This window comes from Streptomyces solicavernae (assembly GCF_029968095.1).
Lineage (GTDB): Bacteria > Actinomycetota > Actinomycetes > Streptomycetales > Streptomycetaceae > Streptomyces > Streptomyces solicavernae.
The window spans coordinates 20278-36595 of the sequence record NZ_JASCIR010000043.1 but is presented as its reverse complement, the minus strand read 5'-3'; the positions used below and the strand labels follow the sequence as shown (position 1 = coordinate 36595).

Below are 16318 nucleotides of genomic sequence, written 5' to 3'. Positions count from 1 at the left end.
CCCTGCCGAAGCCCGCGCAGCAACAGCGCGCACACCTCGGCGAACTGCTCGTCCACACCCTCCCGGGACCACATCTCCGCGTGCCGCGGATCGTGGAACAGGGCCGTCGCGACGAACACCGCGCGTGCCGTCACCGCCGGGTCGCCCGTCGCGAACTCGCCCGTGCGCGCGCCCTCTTCGACGATCACGGTGAGCTGGCCGACCAGCTCGTCCACGTGCTGATCGACCAGACCGCTCAGCTCGCCGGTCAGCACCGAGTACGTGGCGAACAGCTGCGGGTCGTCGCCCGCCTTGCGGCGCTTGGCCGCGAACAGCTCCGACAGCCAGCGGCGCAGCTTCGCCGACGCGTCGCCGGGCCCCTCGGCCACCTGGGCGAGGCGGTCCGTGGTGCGGTCCAGCCACCGCTTCGTCACGGCCTCCCGCAGCGCCGCCTTCGTACGGAAGTGCCGGTAGACGCTGCCGTGGCTGACGCCCAGCTCGCGGGCGACATCGACCACCGTGGCCTTCGCGGGGCCGTGCCGGCGCAGCACGTCCTCGGTGGCTTCGAGGATGCGTTCGGCGGTCAGGGGTGCGGAGGGGGCCATGGGGTCGACGGTACCCGCAGGCGGAGGCGGGGAACGAGCCGCCCGGGACGGCTCGCTGACAGCTGACAAAAATTGAAATCTGTCAGCCCTCGTGTCATGGTGGAGGCATCCCCAGCACCCCGGCATCCCTCCGATCACCCCAGGAGCCACCATGCGCACCCGCACCCTCGGCACCACCGGCCCCCAGGTCTCCGCCCTCGGCCTCGGCTGCATGGGCATGTCCGCCCTGTACGGAGAGGCCGACCGGACCGAGTCCGTCGCCACCCTCCACGCCGCCCTCGACGCGGGCATCACCCTGCTCGACACCGGCGACTTCTACGGCATGGGCCACAACGAACTGCTCATCAACGAAGCCCTGCGCACCGCCGCCCCCAAGGCCCGCGAACGCGCCCTCACCAGCGTCAAGTTCGGCGCCCTGCGCACCGTCGAGGGCGGCTTCACCGGGTACGACGGCAGGCCGGAGGCGGTCAAGAACTTCGCCGCGTACTCGCTGCAGCGCCTCGGCACCGACCACATCGACATCTACCGGATCGCCCGCGTCGACCCGGACGTACCGATCGAGGAGACCGTCGGCGCCATCAAGGACCTGGTCGACGCCGGGCACGTACGGCACATCGGCCTGTCCGAGGTCGGCGCGCAGACCCTGCGCCGGGCCGCCGCCGTGGCGCCGATCTCCGACCTGCAGATCGAGTACTCGCTGCTCTCCCGCGGCATCGAGGCCGAAATCCTGCCCGCCGCGCGCGAGTTGGGCATCGGCGTCACCGCGTACGGCGTGCTCTCGCGCGGCCTGATCAGCGGCCACTTCAGCGCCGACCGGGAGCTGGCGCCGGGCGACTTCCGCGGTATGAGCCCGCGCTTCCAGGGCGACAACCTGCGGCACAACCTCGGCCTCGTGGACGCGCTGCGGAAGGTCGCGGAGGCGAAGGGCGTCTCGGTCGCGCAGACCGCCATCGCCTGGGTGCTCGCCCGCGGTGAGGACATCGTCCCGCTGGTCGGCGCCCGCACCCGCACCCGCCTCGACGAGGCGCTCGGCGCCCTGGACGTCACGCTCGACGCTGCCGACCTCGCGGCGATCGAGCAGGCCGTACCGGCGGACGCGGCGGCGGGCGAGCGGTACCCGAAGGCGCAGATGGGCCACCTGGACAGCGAGCGCTGATCACGGCTGCGGCAAAAAACCAGGTGCGCTCCACGACCGCGCCCCGCTACGTTCACGGCATGTACTTCCAGCTTCCGCTCTACGAGTGAGCGCGCGCGGGACCGGATCCCGCCTTCAGGACACGTGACACCTGACACCTGACCTTTCCTCCGTGAACGGGAGTACAGACATGGCCAAGAGCCGTAACAACCTGCTGGGCGTGGGCGGACAGCGCAAGAAGCTGTCGCGTACGGACGCCCAGGGCGCCGCAGCCGACAGCGCCGCCGACCGCAGGACCGCCGCCGAGAAGAAGCAGGACCTGCTGCGCAAGATGCGCGAGCGCGCGCAGAGCAAGTAGAAGTCCTCTCGGACGCGCCAAGGCCCGCAATTCCTCCGGGAGTTGCGGGCCTTTTCAGGCCGAACCGGCGGGGGCCTGCGGCCGGGGGCCGTCGTCGAGAAGCCGCGCCGTCCGCGCCGCCGTGCCCTTCGCCCAGCGCCCGCTGGTGAGCGCCCCCACCACCAGTACGCACACACCGCACCCGGTGATGATCCACCAGGCGGCCCGGCTCGCCGCCACGAAGTCCCCGTCCGTGGGCGCCCCGGCGAGCCCCGACGCCAGCCCCGACGCCAGCCCCGACGCCAGCCCCGACGCCAGCACCGCGCCGATCACCGCGACGCCGAGGGTGCCGCCGACCTGCCGGCTGGTGGAGGCCACCGCGGCCGCGACCCCGGCCTGGGCGCGCGGCATCCCGGCGACCGCGGTGTTGGTGATCGGCGCGTTGACGAAGCCGAAGCCGAGCCCGAACAGGACGTAGCCGAGGACGAGCGTGGCGTCGGACGTCTCCGCGTCGAAGGCCGCGAAGAGCAGCCCGCTCGTACTCATCGCCACCCCGGCCACGAGCAGCGGCAGCCTCGGCCCGTGGCTGCCGACCAGGCGTCCGGACAGCGGTGCGCACAGGAACGTCAGCGCCGCCATGGGCAGCATCCACAGGCCCGCGTGCAGCGCGTCGAGTCCGCGTACGTCCTGCAGATAGAGGGTGGAGAGGAACAGGAACCCGGAGAGCGCGGCGAAGGCGCAGACCGCGATCACGGTGGCGCCGCTGAACGGTGCGCTGTGGAAGAACCGCAGGTCGATGAGGGGTTCGGCACGGCGTGGCTCGTAGCGGAGGAGCCCGGCGAGCGCGGCTGCGGCGAGTGCGGCGAGCAGCAGCGTCGCGGGCGAGGTCCAGCCGGCTGCGGGCGCCTCGATGATCGCGTACGTCAGGGAGCCGAGCAGCAGCATCACGAGGAGCTGGCCGACCGGGTCGGGGCGGCGCGGCTTCGGGGCGCGGGACTCGGGGACGTACCGGATGGTCAGGAGGAGGGCGGCGAGGCCGATCGGCACGTTGATCCAGAAGATCGAGCGCCAGCCGACCGACTCCACGAGCAGCCCGCCGACCAGCGGTCCCGCCGCCATGGAGATGCCGACGACGCCGCCCCAGACGCCGATCGCGCGGGCGCGCTCGCGGGGCTCGGTGAAGGTGTTGGTGATGATCGACATCGCGACAGGGTTGAGCATCGAACCGCCGACCGCCTGCACCGCGCGGAACGCGATGAGCGACTCCAGGTTCGGCGCGAGCGAGCAGAGCACCGAGCCGAGCGTGAAGAGGACGAGCCCGGCCTTGAAGACCCTGCGGCGGCCGATCCGGTCGGCGGTCGACCCGGCGAGCATGAGGAGCGAGGCGAGGACCAGGGTGTACGCGTCGATGGTCCACTGCATGCCCGCGACGTCGGCGTGCAGGTCCTCGCGCATCGAGGGCAGGGCGACGTTCAGGACGGTGGTGTCCAGGCTGACGATCAGCAGGCTGGTGCAGCAGATCGCGAGGATCAGGAGCCTTCGGCGGGAGGTGGGCTCCGGGGTGGGCTGAGGGGCGGGCTCGCGAGGGGTCGGCGCGGACATGAGTTCATGGTACGTACGTCCACTAGTACGGCTAACTAACGAGTTATCCACAGGTCGACCGGCGGGCGGCCGCGGTACGCGACAATGGGGGGCATGACCACGCTCGCCCAGGGCATCGCGCCGCAGCCCGCCACGCCGCAGCCCGCCACGCCGCAGCCTGCCACGCCGCAGCCTGCCACGCCGCAGCCCGCCACCGCCCTCGCCGTCGGACCGTACACCGTGCAGCCGCCGGTGGTGCTCGCCCCCATGGCCGGCATCACGAACGCCCCGTTCCGCACGCTGTGCCGCGAGTTCAGCGGCGGCAAGGGCCTGTTCGTGAGCGAGATGATCACGACGCGGGCGCTGGTCGAGCGCAACGAGAAGACGATGCAGCTGATCCACTTCGACGAGACGGAGAAGCCCCGCTCGATCCAGCTGTACGGCGTCGACCCGGTCACCGTCGGCAAGGCCGTCCGCATGATCGCGGAGGAGGGCCTGGCCGACCACATCGACCTGAACTTCGGCTGCCCCGTGCCGAAGGTGACGAGAAAGGGCGGAGGCTCTGCCCTCCCCTACAAGCGGCCGCTGCTGCGCGCGATCCTGCGCGAGGCCGTGACCGGCGCCGGGGACCTCCCGGTCACGATGAAGATGCGCAAGGGCATCGACGACGACCACATCACATTCCTGGACGCGGGCCGCATAGCCGTCGAGGAGGGCGTGACCGCCATCGCCCTGCACGGCAGAACCGCCGCCCAGCACTACGGCGGCACGGCCGACTGGGACGCCATCGCCCGCCTCAAGGACCACGTCCCGGAGATCCCGGTGCTCGGCAACGGCGACATCTGGTCGGCGGACGACGCGCTGCGCATGGTCCGCGAGACGGGGTGCGACGGCGTGGTCGTGGGCCGTGGGTGCCTCGGCCGGCCGTGGCTCTTCGCCGACCTGGTCGCGGCGTTCGAGGGGCGCGGGGAACGGGTGCGGCCGACGCTCCGGGTGGTGGCCGACGCGATGGTGCGGCACGCGACGCTGCTGGGGGAGTGGATCGGGGACGAGGCGCGCGGCGTCATCGACTTCCGTAAGCACGTCGCCTGGTACCTGAAGGGGTTCGCGGTCGGCTCCGAGATGCGCAAGCGGCTCGCGATCACGTCTTCGCTCGCCGAACTGCGCGCGGGGCTGGATGAGTTGGACCTCGACCAGGACTGGCCCACCGGCGCGGACGGCCCCCGCGGCCGCACGTCGGGCAACAACCGCGTGGTCCTGCCCGACGGCTGGCTCAAGGACCCGTACGACTGCGCGGGCGTCAGCGAGGACGCGGAGCTGGACACGTCGGGGGGCTGAGTCGGCTCAGGCCGTCCGGTTTGTTGCCGTTGCCCGGGGCGGGGGATCGCGCCGTCCTTGCCCTTGTCCTTGTCCTTGCCCGTGGCCTTGCCCTTGCCCTTGCCCTTGTCCATGTCCACGTCCACGTCCATGTCCTTGCCGTCGTCCGGGGTTCGGTCTCCGTTGCACCGCGCACCGTCCACAACCCGTCCGGATCGTGGAAATTCAGCCCACCAGAGGGCGTGATTCTCGCCACCCTTGATAGGGGGTGCGCTCAGATGAGCGGATCTTGCTCGTTTGCATCTCTCCAACGCTGGCACTCAGTGCCACGCGATTTGCGTTCAAGACTTGAACGCAAGTGAGGGTCAACCCCGCTCATCTGAGCGCCAAATCGGGATCTACGGGGGTAGTCCACTTCGCGCCCTGAACGCCGCCCGCTCCCGCATATGACCTGGTCATTACTTTTGATCTGCTGGCGGACGGGTGGTTGCGGCCGCATGACGGCTGAGTGGACGTACCCAGATGCCTTCGATCTGGGTATGTTCCTGGCCGTCAGGGCAGCCGCACCGAGGAGACAGGCCCGTGTCGGATCACGTAGATCGCCAGAAGTTCGTTTACGACTTCACCGAGGGCAACAGGGAGCTCAAGGACCTGCTCGGTGGCAAGGGTGCCAACCTGGCCGAGATGACCAACCTCGGTCTCCCGGTGCCTCCCGGGTTCACGATCACCACCGAAGCCTGCAAGGGGTACCTCGCCAACGGTGAGGAGCCGGCCGCGCTCCGGGACGAGGTGACCGCCCACCTCGACGCGCTTGAGAAGCAGATGGGCAAGAAGCTCGGTCAGGGCAACGACCCGCTGCTCGTCTCCGTGCGTTCGGGCGCCAAGTTCTCCATGCCCGGCATGATGGACACCGTCCTCAACATCGGGCTCTCCGACAAGTCCGTGCAGGGCCTCGCCAAGCAGGCCGGCGACGACCGCTTCGCGTGGGACTCGTACCGCCGTCTGATCCAGATGTTCGGCAAGACCGTGCTCGGCGTCGACGGCGAACTCTTCGAGGACGCCCTTGAGGCCGCGAAGACCGCCAAGAAGGTCACCGTCGACACGGACCTGGAGGCGGCCGACCTCAAGAAGCTCGTCACCAAGTTCAAGAAGATCGTCAAGACCGAGGCCGGCCGGGACTTCCCGCAGGACCCGCGCGAGCAGATGGACCTCGCCATCGAGGCGGTCTTCAACTCGTGGAACACGGACCGCGCGAAGCTGTACCGCCGCCAGGAGCGCATCCCCGGCGACCTCGGCACCGCCGTCAACGTCTGCTCGATGGTCTTCGGCAACCTCGGCCCCGACTCGGGCACGGGCGTCGCGTTCACGCGTGACCCGGCCAGCGGCCAGGCCGGCGTGTACGGCGACTACCTGCAGAACGCGCAGGGCGAGGACGTCGTCGCGGGCATCCGCAACACCGTGCCGCTCGCGGAGCTGGAGCAGATCGACAAGAAGTCGTACGACCAGCTCATGGAGATCATGACGACGCTTGAGAACCACTACAAGGATCTCTGCGACATCGAGTTCACCATCGAGCGCGGCCAGCTGTGGATGCTGCAGACCCGCGTCGGCAAGCGGACGGCGGGCGCCGCCTTCCGGATCGCCACCCAGCTGGTCGACCAGGGCCTGATCGACGAGGCCGAGGCGCTGCAGCGCGTCAACGGCGCCCAGCTCGCGCAGCTGATGTTCCCGCGCTTCGACGACACTGCGACTTCTCAAGAGGGCAAGGTCGAGAAGATCGGCCGCGGCATCGCCGCCTCGCCGGGTGCTGCCGTCGGCAAGGCCGTCTTCGACTCGTACACGGCCGTCAAGTGGTCGCGTTCCGGCGAGAAGGTCATCCTGATCCGCCGGGAGACCAACCCGGACGACCTGGACGGCATGATCGCCGCCGAGGGCATCCTGACCTCGCGCGGCGGCAAGACCTCGCACGCGGCCGTCGTCGCGCGCGGCATGGGCAAGACCTGTGTCTGCGGCGCCGAGGACCTGGAGGTCGACACCAAGCGCCGCCGGATGACCGTCGGCGACACCGTCGTCGAGGAGGGCGACGTCGTCTCCATCGACGGCTCCACCGGCAAGGTGTACCTCGGTGAGGTCCCCGTCGTGCCGTCGCCGGTCGTCGAGTACTTCGAGGGCCGCATGCACGCCGGCGCCGAGGAGGCGGACGAGCTGGTCGCCGCCGTGCACCGGATCATGTCGTTCGCCGACGGCAAGCGCCGCCTGCGGGTCCGCGCCAACGCCGACAACGCCGAGGACGCGCTGCGCGCCCGCCGCTTCGGCGCCCAGGGCATCGGCCTCTGCCGTACGGAGCACATGTTCCTCGGCGAGCGCCGCGAGATGGTCGAGAAGCTGATCCTCGCCGACACCGAGAACGAGCGGGAGGCCGCGCTCAAGGACCTCCTGCCGCTGCAGAAGAAGGACTTCGTCGAGCTGTTCGAGGCGATGGACGGACTGCCCGTCACCGTCCGCCTCCTCGACCCGCCGCTGCACGAGTTCCTGCCCGACATCACCGAGCTGTCGGTGCGCGTCGCGCTCGCCGAGTCCCGCAAGGACTCCAACGAGAACGACCTGCGCCTCCTCCAGGCCGTGCACCGCCTGCACGAGCAGAACCCGATGCTGGGCCTGCGCGGTGTCCGCCTCGGTCTCGTCATCCCCGGCCTGTTCACCATGCAGGTACGGGCCATCGCCGAGGCCGCCGCGGAGCGGAAGACCGCCAAGGGCGACCCGCGTGCGGAGATCATGATTCCGCTCGTCGGTACGGTCCAGGAGCTGGAGATCGTCCGCGAGGACGCCGAGAAGGTCATCGCGGAGGTGCAGGAGCAGACCGGCGTCGAGCTGAAGCTGGCGCTCGGCACGATGATCGAGCTGCCGCGCGCCGCGCTCACCGCCGGGCAGATCGCCGAGGCCGCGGAGTTCTTCTCCTTCGGCACGAACGACCTCACGCAGACCGTGTGGGGCTTCTCCCGGGACGACGTGGAGGCTTCGTTCTTCACCGCGTACCTGGAGAAGGGCATCTTCGGTGTCTCGCCGTTCGAGACCATCGACAAGGACGGCGTCGGCTCGCTCGTCCGTAACGCGGTGCAGGCCGGTCGGGCCACTCGCCCCGACCTGAAGCTCGGCGTGTGCGGTGAGCACGGCGGTGACCCGGAGTCGGTGCACTTCTTCCACGAGGTGGGCCTCGACTACGTCTCCTGCTCGCCGTTCCGGATTCCGGTGGCGCGGCTTGAGGCGGGGCGGGCGGCCGCCGAGTCGAAGGGCAGCGACAGCCGCTGAGACCAGGGCCCGGGACTGCCTGGGCCCTTGTGAACCCCGGGACCGGGGTCGTGTCACCCGACCCTCACCGATCCGGCACCGGTCCCGGCTCACGAAGAAGGGGGCGCCCTTGTGCGGGGGCGCCCCCTTTTCGTTCGTTCTCCCCCTCCGTTCGTTCTCCCCCTCCTGTATGTCAGCCAGGATGTCTCTCCAGGAGCACCTTCAGCTCGGCCAGCCGCTCCCGCCAGTACTCCTTGTACGCCGCCACCGCGTCCGCGTCGTCCAGCTTGTGGTGCCCGATGCCGACCGTGGTCTTCTCCGGGCCCTTCGCCGTCAAGTACACGGAGATGCGGCTCGACCCGTCGTCCCAGTCGGCGGTGAGGGACTTGCCGGGCCGGTGCGTACGGATCGTGACGTCGGTGTCGGGCAGCCAGCGGTGGCGCAGCGACTCGTCCGTGAACGCCTCGGTGATCCGCTCGGCGGGGGCGTCGACGGTCTTGCTCGCGCTTGCCTCCCAGGTTCCGGCGCACGACTGCCCGACCTCGCGCAGGCCGCGCTCCTGCTCGTATCCGACGGTGATCGACTGCGCGTGCCAGCCGTTCACGCCGTGCTCCTCGCGCAGGTGCCGGGCGATCTCGGTGTGGCTGCGGCGCGGCGGGCCGACGGCGCCCCACCGGTCGAGCACGGCGAACCAGCCGAGCCAGTCGTTGCCGGTGGACTCGGCGAGGGCGGCGGCGGAGAGCTTCTCGGTGATCTTCTTGCCGGTACGGCTGTCTCCGGTGCGGCTGACTCCGGTACGGCTGTTTCCGGTGCGGCTCTTTCCGGTGCTGCTGCTCATGGGGGTGACGCTACTCGCCGGGGCGGGCGGCCGCCCGGGGCCGACCCGGACGCGCCACCACGGGAGGTCAAAGAGCCAAGACAGTCGGTGCAGCGGCGTGCCAGACTTGACGGCACGCTCCTCTGCGCGTGGGGGAGCACGGCGAGAGGGAGGGCTGCGGTCATGAGTGCAGCGGAGACCGAGTATCCGATCCATCCGGCCATGCGGCCCCGGCTGTCGGTCGAGGAACTCCTCGCAGCGAAGAACGTGCAGCCGATCCGGTCCCTGGAGGACCTGAGGGCGGACACCTTCGAATCCGAGGAGGAGGTGGAGGAGTTCATCGCCTTCACCTACGCCGAGCGCCACCGCGACCTCGCCTGAGCCGCCGACATGCAACCCGTCATCCTCGATACCGACGTCGCTTCACGCCTGCACAAGGGCACCCTCATCGGTCCGCTGGGAACCAGGCTGATCGGACGCCGCCCCTTGGTCTGCTTCGTCACGTACGGCGAGCTCACCAAGTGGGTCGAGGTCCGTGACTGGGGCAGCCGCCGCAGGCAGGAAATGGCAGACTGGCTCTCCGGTATCCCGGTTCTGCTCGGTGACGAGGCCGTCGCCACGACCTGGGGGAGACTCGCCGCAGCCGGTCAGAAGGCGGGGCGGCCGCAGCCCACGAATGACATGTGGATCGCAGCCTGCTGCCTTACTCACGACCTTCCGCTCGCGACCTTGAACCTCAAGGACTACCGGTACTTCCAGGACAAACACGGCCTTCGCATCCTCGGCGAGGAATAGCCGGCGGTCTCGGCCGTGCCATCGCGCTCGCGGCCGCTGCCTGAGCCGGGACGGGGTCGTACGCTGGAACGTCCTGATCCCTCCGGAAGGACTTCCCATGCCGGGCTGGAACGCGAGTGACATTCCTGACCAGAGCGGCCGTGTCGCCGTCGTGACCGGGGCCAACAGTGGCATCGGATACGTCACCGCACGTGAACTGGCCCGGCGCGGGGCGCGCGTCGTGCTCGCCTGCCGCAGTGAGGCGCGGGGGGCCGAGGCCGTGTCCCGGATCGCCGCCGAAGTCCCGGGCGCGGACGTCGAGTTCGCGCCGCTCGACCTCGGCGATCTGAAGTCCGTACGGGAGTTCGCGGAGTCGTGCGCGCCCGAGCGGATCGATCTGCTGATCAACAACGCGGGCGTCATGGCGCTGCCGTACGCGCGGACCGCCGACGGTTTCGAGACCCAGTTCGGCGTGAACCACCTGGGTCACTTCGCCCTCACCGGGCTGCTGCTTCCCCGGATCGAGAACGTCGACGGCGCGCGGATCGTGACCGTCTCCAGCGGCCTGCACGCGCTCGCGAACATCGACATCGGCGACCTCAACAGCGAGCGCCGCTACCGGCGTTGGATCGCGTACGGCCGCTCCAAGACCGCCAACCTGCTCTTCGTGCACGAGCTGGTGCGCCGGCTGGCCGGTCGGGGGTCGGGTGTCGTGGCGGCCGCCGCGCATCCCGGTTACGCCAGCACCAATCTGCAGACGGCCGGCCCGCAGCTGGAGGGCCGCCGCGGCGCCGAGCGCGCGATGCTCCTCGCCAACCGGGTCGTCGCGCAGCCCGCGGAGTCGGGCGCCCTGCCCACGTTGTACGCGGCCACGGCGCCCGGCGTCCGCCCCGACTCCTTCACCGGCCCCCGCATCCTGGCCTGGCGCGGCGCGCCCGCGAGGTCGTGGCGCGCCCCGTGGACCCTCAACGACGTTGCGGGGGAACGGCTCTGGGTGGCCTCCGAGCAGCTTACGGGTGTGACGTACGGGTCTCGCTGAGGAAGGCGGTCCAGCTGGCCGCAGCGAAGAGCAGTACGGGACCTTCGGCCTGCTTGCTGTCGCGGACGGGAACGATGTCGGGGACATTGCGCGCGACCTCGACGCATTCGCCGCCTTGGCCGTTGCTGTAACTGCTCTTGCTCCAGCGGGCGTTGGTCAAGTCGTACGTGCGCATCGTCTGTGGTCCTCCGCCGCCGAGGCGATCAGGTCTAGGGACGCCTCCGGCGACAGCGCGGCGACCCTGAGGAGATCGTATGTCCGCTGGGCACTCTTCACCACGGCCGGTTCATCGATGAGGGTTCCCGAGTACTCGGTCTCTGTGTAGGCGACCGGCGGGGCGTCTTCGAACTCCATGAGCCTGAGCATTCCACCCATGCACGGGTAGGCTCCCTCCGCGTCCGGGATGACCGTGACCAGCGCCGTCCGATTGCGGATATGCGAGGCGATGTGGTTCAACTGCTCTGCCATGACGGCCGGTCCGCCCACCGGGGTGCGCAGGACGTTCTCACGCAGGATCACCCAGAACTCGGGGCGGGTGGCGTCGTCGAGGATCGCCGACCGCTCCAGCCGGGCGTCGACCGTGTCCTTGATGGCTGCCTCGGTGGCGAACGGAACCGACGCGACGGTGACTGCGCGAGCGTAGGTCGGCGTCTGCAACAGCCCCGGAATCACCAGCGGAGCAAAATCACAGATCTTCGTAGCCAACCGCTCCAGCTCCGCGACCTCCTCGAAGTAGGACGCGAACCTCTTCTCCCTGATCAGCTTCTTCCACAGCCGCTCGAAGAAGCCGCGCGTGTCCAACGTCTCGTCGATCCGCATGGCCACGTCCAACTGGGGCTTGCGGATGGCCTGTTCGAACTGGCCGATGTACCCGCCGGAGACGAACACCAGCTGGCCGAGGGCCGCCTGGGTGAGGCCCGCCTCCTCTCTGCGGCGGCGTAATTCCTCGCCGAAGTACTCCCAAGCGGCTTTCCTGCGCGTGTTGGCCACCGCTCAACCTCCTTGTTAGGCGGGCGCGTTGCTGCTGAGCCTAACCACAGAGGGTGAGCGGTGGGACGCTTGTCGTGAAATTCTCAGGTGAGGACGCGCACCGCGTACGCCCGTACCGAGACCCCCTCGTCGTCCAGGCACTGCCCGGTCGTGAGGTCGAAGCGCTGCTTCAGGAGCGGGGACGCGACGAACGCGGTGCCGTCGGCGGAGCCCATCAGGCCGCGGGAGAGGACCGCCGCGCCGGTGAACGGGTCGTGGTTGTCGATCGCGTACCAGCGGCCGGAGCGGTCCTGGAAGACCGCCGCCTGGCTGCCGTCGGGGAGGAGGGCCGCGACGCCGCGGCCGGGGGTGACGCGGGACGGGTCGTCGCAGACCGGCAGCCAGTCGCCGTCGACGTAGAGCTCGACCTGAGTGGTGGTTTCCAGCGTGAGGACCGTCATCGCGTGGCCGTTCCTTCCAGGGGGCGGGTGGTCAGGTTCAGGAGGGGCAGTTCCGGCTTGATCTGGTTGCGCTCCGGGACGAACCGGACGGTCGGGTCCGGGACTTCGGGGGCGTTGACGAACGACACGAAGCGGGCCAGGCGCTCCGGGTCGTCGAGGGTGGACGCCCACTCGTCGTGGTATCCGGCGACGTGCGCGGTCATCAGCTGCTCCAGGTCGGCGCAGATGCCGAGGGAGTCCTCGACCACCACATCCCGTACGTGGTCCAGGCCGCCCTCGATCCGCTCCAGCCACGTCGACGTGCGCTCCAGGCGGTCGGCCGTGCGGATGTAGAACATCAGGAAGCGGTCGATCAGCCGGATGAGTCCGTCGTCGTCCAGGTCCTGCGCGAGCAGGTCCGCGTGGCGCGGGGTCGCGCCGCCGTTGCCGCCGACGTACAGGTTCCAGCCGTTGGACGTGGCGATCACGCCGAAGTCCTTGGACTGGGCCTCAGCGCACTCGCGGGCGCAGCCGGAGACCGCCGACTTCAGCTTGTGCGGGGAGCGCAGGCCGCGGTAGCGCAGCTCCAGGTCGATGGCCATGCGGACGCTGTCCTGCACGCCGTAGCGGCACCAGGTCTCGCCGACGCAGGACTTCACGGTGCGGAGAGATTTCCCGTACGCGTGCCCGGACTCGAAGCCCGCGTCCACCAGTTTCGCCCAGATGAGCGGGAGCTGTTCGACCCGCGCGCCGAACATGTCGATGCGCTGGCCGCCGGTGATCTTCGTGTAGAGGCCGAAATCGCGGGCGACCTCGCCGATCACGATCAGCTTCTCCGGGGTGATCTCGCCGCCGGGGATGCGCGGCACGATCGAGTACGAGCCGTTCTTCTGCAGGTTGGCCAGGAAGTGGTCGTTGGTGTCCTGGAGGGCGGCCTGCTCGCCGTCGAGGACGTAGCCGTCCGCGCCGAGGGTGGGCGCGAGGGACGCGATGATCGAGCCGACGGTCGGCTTGCAGATCTCGCATCCGTCGCCGCCGCGCGCCTCCTCGCGGCCGTGCGCGTCCAGGAGTTCCCGGTACGAGGAGACGCGCAGCGCGAGGACGATCTCGTACAGCTCCTGGCGGGTCTGGGCGAAGCAGCCGCACAGGCCCTTGTCGACCTCGACGCCGCCCGCCTCCAGCTCCGCGGTGACGAGCTGGCCGAGGACCTTGACGCAGCTGCCGCAGCCCGTACCGGCCTTGGTGCACTTCTTGACCTCCGGCACGCTGGTGCAGGAGTGCTCGGTGACCGCGCCGCGGATGGTGCCCTTGGTGACGTTGTGGCAGGAGCAGATGACGGCCTCGTCGGGGAGTGCCGCCGGGCCGAGCGACACGGGCGCGCCCGCGCCGGCCGGGAGGACCAGCTGCTCGGGGGAGATCGGCGGCACGGTGCCGGTGAGCGGTCGGAGCGTGCCGTACGCCTCCGCGTCGCCGACGAGGACGCCGCCGAGGAGTTCGCCGTCCGCGCCGATCACCAGCTTCTTGTACGTGCCGGCGCGGGAGTCCGCGTACACGACGTCGAGGCAGCCCTCGGTGGTGCCGTGCGCGTCGCCGAACGACGCCACGTCCACGCCGAGGAGCTTCAGCTTGGTCGACATGTCGGCGCCCGTGAACGCCCCGGTGTTCTCGTCCTCGGCGATCGCGGCCGCCGCGACCTGCGCCATCTCGTAGCCGGGCGCGACCAGGCCGTACACCCGGCCGTCCGCCGCGAGCGCGCACTCGCCGATGGCGAACACCTTCGGGTCGGCGGTGCGGCACTGCTCGTCCACCGTGATGCCGCCGCGCTCGCCGACCCCGAGGCCGCAGTCGCGGGCGAGCTGGTCGCGGGGGCGGACGCCGGCGCTGAACACGACCATGTCGGTGGCCAGTTCGGAGCCGTCCGACAGCTGCATGGCGGTGACGGAGCCGTTCTCGGCGGTGACGATCTGCTGGGTGCCGGTGCCGGTGTGCACGGTCAGGCCCATGTCGGTGATGGTGCGGTGCAGCGCGGCGCCGCCGCCGTCGTCGACCTGGACGGGCATCAGGCGGGGCGCGAACTCCACGATGTGGGTGTTCAGGCCGAGGCCCTTGAGGGCGCCCGCCGCCTCCAGACCGAGCAGGCCGCCGCCGACCACCGCGCCGGTCGTGGCGTTCTTCGCGTACTCCTCGATCGCGAGCAGGTCCTCGATCGTGCGGTACACGAAGCAGCCCTCGGCGTCCTTGCCGGGTACCGGCGGCACGAACGGGTACGAGCCGGTGGCCAGGACGAGGGTGTCGTACGTGACGGTCAGGCCGGAGCGGGCGGTGACGGTGGAGCGCTCGCGGTCGATGGTCTCGGCGGGGTCGCCGAGGTGCAGCTCGATGCCGTGCCTGTCGAGGAATTCGGCGTCCGAGAGGGACAGGTCCTCGGGGGTGCGGCCGGCGAAGTACGAGGTCAGCTGGACGCGGTCGTAGGCGGGGCGGGGCTCCTCGCACAGGACGACCACCCGGTCGCGCCCGGCGACGCCGTGCTCGGCCAGGGCCTCCAGGAACCGCTGGCCAACCATGCCGTGGCCGACGAGCACGATCGTGCGGGGGGTTGTGGACATCAGGAGCCTCCGTCGGGTCCGTCGGGGGTGAGCAGATGGAGCAGGGGGGCCTCGGGCAGCGGCTCGGCCGCCTCCCAGGCACGGGCGAGCGCGCCGACGGTGCCGAGCTCGCCGAGGAGTACGCCGCCGACCAGGCGGTCGTCGCGGACGACGACCTGGCGGTAGGTGCCGCGGGTGGCGTCGGCGAGGCGGACCACGTCGTCGCCGGGCAGCGGGTCGGACTCGCCGAAGGTGGCGAGGTCGAGGGGGCCGGTTCCGGGGCTGTTCGCGGCGAGCCCGGTTCCGTTCAGGGGCTCGGGTTCGGGTCCGTTGAGGGGCCCGGGTCCGTTCAGGGGCCCGGTTCCGTTGAGGGGACCGGTTCCGTTGAGGGGCCCGGTTCCGTTCAGGGTGAGGCGGGTGAGGGCGCGGGTGCCGGTGTAGCGGGGGCCGGGGTGGTGGGCGCCGGTGTGCGGGGTGCCGGTGTGCGGGGTGCCGGTGGAGTGCGGCCCCTCTTCGTCGAGGAGCAACTCGGCCAGGGCGTCGGCCTGTTCGACCGCCGGGGCGGCCAGGCCGTAGACCCGGCCGTCGTGCTCGGCGCAGTCGCCGATGGCGTGGATGTGCGGGTCGTCGGTGCGCAGCTCGTCGTCGACGACAATGCCGCGCCGCACGTCGAGCCCGGCCTCCCGGGCGAGCCCGACACGGGGCCGTACCCCGCAGGCCACCACGACCACGTCGGCGTCGAGCGCATAGCCGTCGGCCAGCGTGACGCCGGTGACCGCGCCGTTGTGCGTGGTGAGGCCGCGTACCCGGCACTCGGTGTGCACCTCGACGCCGAGACCCGTGAGGTGCTGCCTCACCAACGTGCCGGCCGTGGCGTCGAGTTGGCGTTCCATCAGGCGCTCGCCCTGCTGGGCCAGGACGACCTGCGCGCCGCGCTCGGCGAGGGCGCGGGCCGCGGACACCCCGAGCAGCCCGCCGCCGATGACGACGGCCCGGCTGCCCTCCCGTACCGCCCGCGAGAGCGCCAGGCAGTCGTCCATGGTGCGGAACGCGTGCACGCCTTCGGGCAGCCCGCTTCCTGCGGTCGTGAGCCCGCGCAGCGGGGGCAGCACCGGGTTGGAGCCGGTCGCGAGCACCAGCGTGTCGTACGGGACCCGGCCGCCGTCCGCGCAGTGCACGAACCGCCCCTCCCGCTCGATCCGCTCGACCCGCCCCCGGCGCACCGGCACCGGCGAGGGCAGCGCGATCACGTCCGGCCCGTACCGCCCGGCGAGCACCTCGGCGAGCAGCACCCGGTTGTACGGGGCGTGCTGCTCGTCGCCGAGGAGGGTGACGGCAGGAGACGTACGGTGCGACCCGCCCGCGGCCGGGGCCTGGGCGAGCTGCTGCGCGAGCCGCACGCCCGCCGTGCCCGCGCCGATCACCACGATCTGTGAACCCATGCCCTGCAGC

General features: G+C 70.7%; 15 protein-coding genes. 7 read left to right on the top strand and 8 right to left on the bottom strand.

Annotated features, from left to right (window positions below; genetic code table 11):
• A partial coding sequence (locus tag QIS99_RS29360; RefSeq protein ID WP_282516752.1) for a TetR family transcriptional regulator occupies positions 1-584 on the bottom strand: 584 nt, incomplete at its 3' end.
• A 151-nt stretch (positions 585-735) separates the two neighbouring features.
• Here QIS99_RS29360 and QIS99_RS29355 point away from each other — a divergent pair.
• Both QIS99_RS29355 and QIS99_RS29350 read left to right on the top strand, forming a co-directional pair.
• Entirely contained in the window at positions 736-1740 is a 1005-nt protein-coding gene (locus tag QIS99_RS29355) for an aldo/keto reductase (RefSeq protein ID WP_282516751.1), read from the top strand.
• Between the two features lie 169 nt (positions 1741-1909).
• Positions 1910-2077 carry a DUF6243 family protein gene (locus tag QIS99_RS29350; protein ID WP_282516750.1) on the top strand — a complete coding sequence of 56 codons (168 nt, stop codon included), beginning with the start codon at positions 1910-1912 and terminating at the stop codon, positions 2075-2077.
• 54 nt (positions 2078-2131) lie between these two features.
• Here QIS99_RS29350 and QIS99_RS29345 read toward each other — a convergent pair whose 3' ends face one another.
• On the bottom strand, positions 2132-3658 hold the full coding sequence (locus tag QIS99_RS29345) for an MFS transporter (protein WP_282516749.1): 1527 nt from the start codon (positions 3656-3658) through the stop codon (positions 2132-2134).
• 93 nt (positions 3659-3751) lie between these two features.
• On the opposite strand from QIS99_RS29345, the gene dusB reads away from it, so the two are divergent.
• Both dusB and ppdK read left to right on the top strand, forming a co-directional pair.
• Positions 3752-4975 carry a tRNA dihydrouridine synthase DusB gene (gene dusB, locus QIS99_RS29340; protein ID WP_282516748.1) on the top strand — a complete coding sequence of 408 codons (1224 nt, stop codon included), beginning with the start codon at positions 3752-3754 and terminating at the stop codon, positions 4973-4975.
• A gap of 561 nt (positions 4976-5536) precedes the next feature.
• On the top strand, positions 5537-8263 hold the full coding sequence (gene ppdK / locus QIS99_RS29335; RefSeq protein ID WP_282516747.1) for a pyruvate, phosphate dikinase: 2727 nt from the start codon (positions 5537-5539) through the stop codon (positions 8261-8263).
• Between the two features lie 172 nt (positions 8264-8435).
• Here ppdK and QIS99_RS29330 read toward each other — a convergent pair whose 3' ends face one another.
• Positions 8436-9080, bottom strand: a complete 645-nt coding sequence (locus tag QIS99_RS29330; protein ID WP_282516746.1) for an SRPBCC family protein — start codon at positions 9078-9080, stop codon at positions 8436-8438.
• A 162-nt stretch (positions 9081-9242) separates the two neighbouring features.
• Between QIS99_RS29330 and QIS99_RS29325 the strand changes: the two genes are divergently transcribed.
• From QIS99_RS29325 to QIS99_RS29315, 3 genes are all read left to right on the top strand, one after another.
• Complete coding sequence (locus QIS99_RS29325) at positions 9243-9440, top strand: hypothetical protein (protein ID WP_282516745.1); 198 nt, start codon at positions 9243-9245, stop codon at positions 9438-9440.
• Positions 9441-9449: 9 nt separating this feature from the next.
• Positions 9450-9854, top strand: coding sequence for a type II toxin-antitoxin system VapC family toxin (locus tag QIS99_RS29320; protein WP_282516744.1), 405 nt, complete (start codon positions 9450-9452; stop codon positions 9852-9854).
• Between the two features lie 97 nt (positions 9855-9951).
• Positions 9952-10872, top strand: a complete 921-nt coding sequence (locus QIS99_RS29315; RefSeq protein WP_282516743.1) for an oxidoreductase — start codon at positions 9952-9954, stop codon at positions 10870-10872.
• Here the strand turns inward: QIS99_RS29315 and QIS99_RS29310 are convergent.
• From QIS99_RS29310 to QIS99_RS29290, 5 genes are all read right to left on the bottom strand, one after another.
• Complete coding sequence (locus QIS99_RS29310; protein ID WP_282516742.1) at positions 10844-11047, bottom strand: DUF397 domain-containing protein; 204 nt, start codon at positions 11045-11047, stop codon at positions 10844-10846. The two genes, QIS99_RS29315 and QIS99_RS29310, sit on opposite strands and share 29 nt — an antisense overlap.
• A complete protein-coding gene (locus tag QIS99_RS29305; protein WP_282516741.1) occupies positions 11029-11862 on the bottom strand; it encodes a helix-turn-helix domain-containing protein in 834 nt (277 codons plus the stop codon). The genes QIS99_RS29310 and QIS99_RS29305 overlap by 19 nt, the downstream gene beginning before the upstream one ends.
• Before the next feature lie 83 nt (positions 11863-11945).
• Entirely contained in the window at positions 11946-12302 is a 357-nt protein-coding gene (gene nirD / locus QIS99_RS29300) for a nitrite reductase small subunit NirD (RefSeq protein ID WP_282516740.1), read from the bottom strand.
• Positions 12299-14887 (bottom strand): nitrite reductase large subunit NirB, encoded by a 2589-nt coding sequence (gene nirB / locus QIS99_RS29295; RefSeq protein WP_282516739.1) that lies wholly within the window; start codon positions 14885-14887, stop codon positions 12299-12301. Before nirB ends, nirD begins: the two co-directional genes overlap by 4 nt.
• Positions 14887-16308: an NAD(P)/FAD-dependent oxidoreductase gene (locus tag QIS99_RS29290; protein ID WP_282516738.1), complete on the bottom strand. Its 1422-nt coding sequence runs from the start codon at positions 16306-16308 to the stop codon at positions 14887-14889. Before QIS99_RS29290 ends, nirB begins: the two co-directional genes overlap by 1 nt.
• Between the last annotated feature and the right edge of the window lie 10 nt (positions 16309-16318).

Excerpts from the sequence above, each read along its gene's own strand:
- QIS99_RS29355 (WP_282516751.1), top strand. The coding sequence starts at position 736 with ATGCGCACCCGCACCCTCGGCACCACCGGCCCCCAGGTCTCCGCCCTC.
- QIS99_RS29350 (WP_282516750.1), top strand. The coding sequence starts at position 1,910 with ATGGCCAAGAGCCGTAACAACCTGCTGGGCGTGGGCGGACAGCGCAAG.
- QIS99_RS29345 (WP_282516749.1), bottom strand. The coding sequence starts at position 3,658 with ATGTCCGCGCCGACCCCTCGCGAGCCCGCCCCTCAGCCCACCCCGGAG.
- dusB (WP_282516748.1), top strand. The coding sequence starts at position 3,752 with ATGACCACGCTCGCCCAGGGCATCGCGCCGCAGCCCGCCACGCCGCAG.
- QIS99_RS29330 (WP_282516746.1), bottom strand. The coding sequence starts at position 9,080 with ATGAGCAGCAGCACCGGAAAGAGCCGCACCGGAAACAGCCGTACCGGA.
- QIS99_RS29325 (WP_282516745.1), top strand. The coding sequence starts at position 9,243 with ATGAGTGCAGCGGAGACCGAGTATCCGATCCATCCGGCCATGCGGCCC.
- QIS99_RS29320 (WP_282516744.1), top strand. The coding sequence starts at position 9,450 with ATGCAACCCGTCATCCTCGATACCGACGTCGCTTCACGCCTGCACAAG.
- QIS99_RS29315 (WP_282516743.1), top strand. The coding sequence starts at position 9,952 with ATGCCGGGCTGGAACGCGAGTGACATTCCTGACCAGAGCGGCCGTGTC.
- QIS99_RS29310 (WP_282516742.1), bottom strand. The coding sequence starts at position 11,047 with ATGCGCACGTACGACTTGACCAACGCCCGCTGGAGCAAGAGCAGTTAC.
- nirD (WP_282516740.1), bottom strand. The coding sequence starts at position 12,302 with ATGACGGTCCTCACGCTGGAAACCACCACTCAGGTCGAGCTCTACGTC.
- nirB (WP_282516739.1), bottom strand. The coding sequence starts at position 14,887 with ATGTCCACAACCCCCCGCACGATCGTGCTCGTCGGCCACGGCATGGTT.
- QIS99_RS29290 (WP_282516738.1), bottom strand. The coding sequence starts at position 16,308 with ATGGGTTCACAGATCGTGGTGATCGGCGCGGGCACGGCGGGCGTGCGG.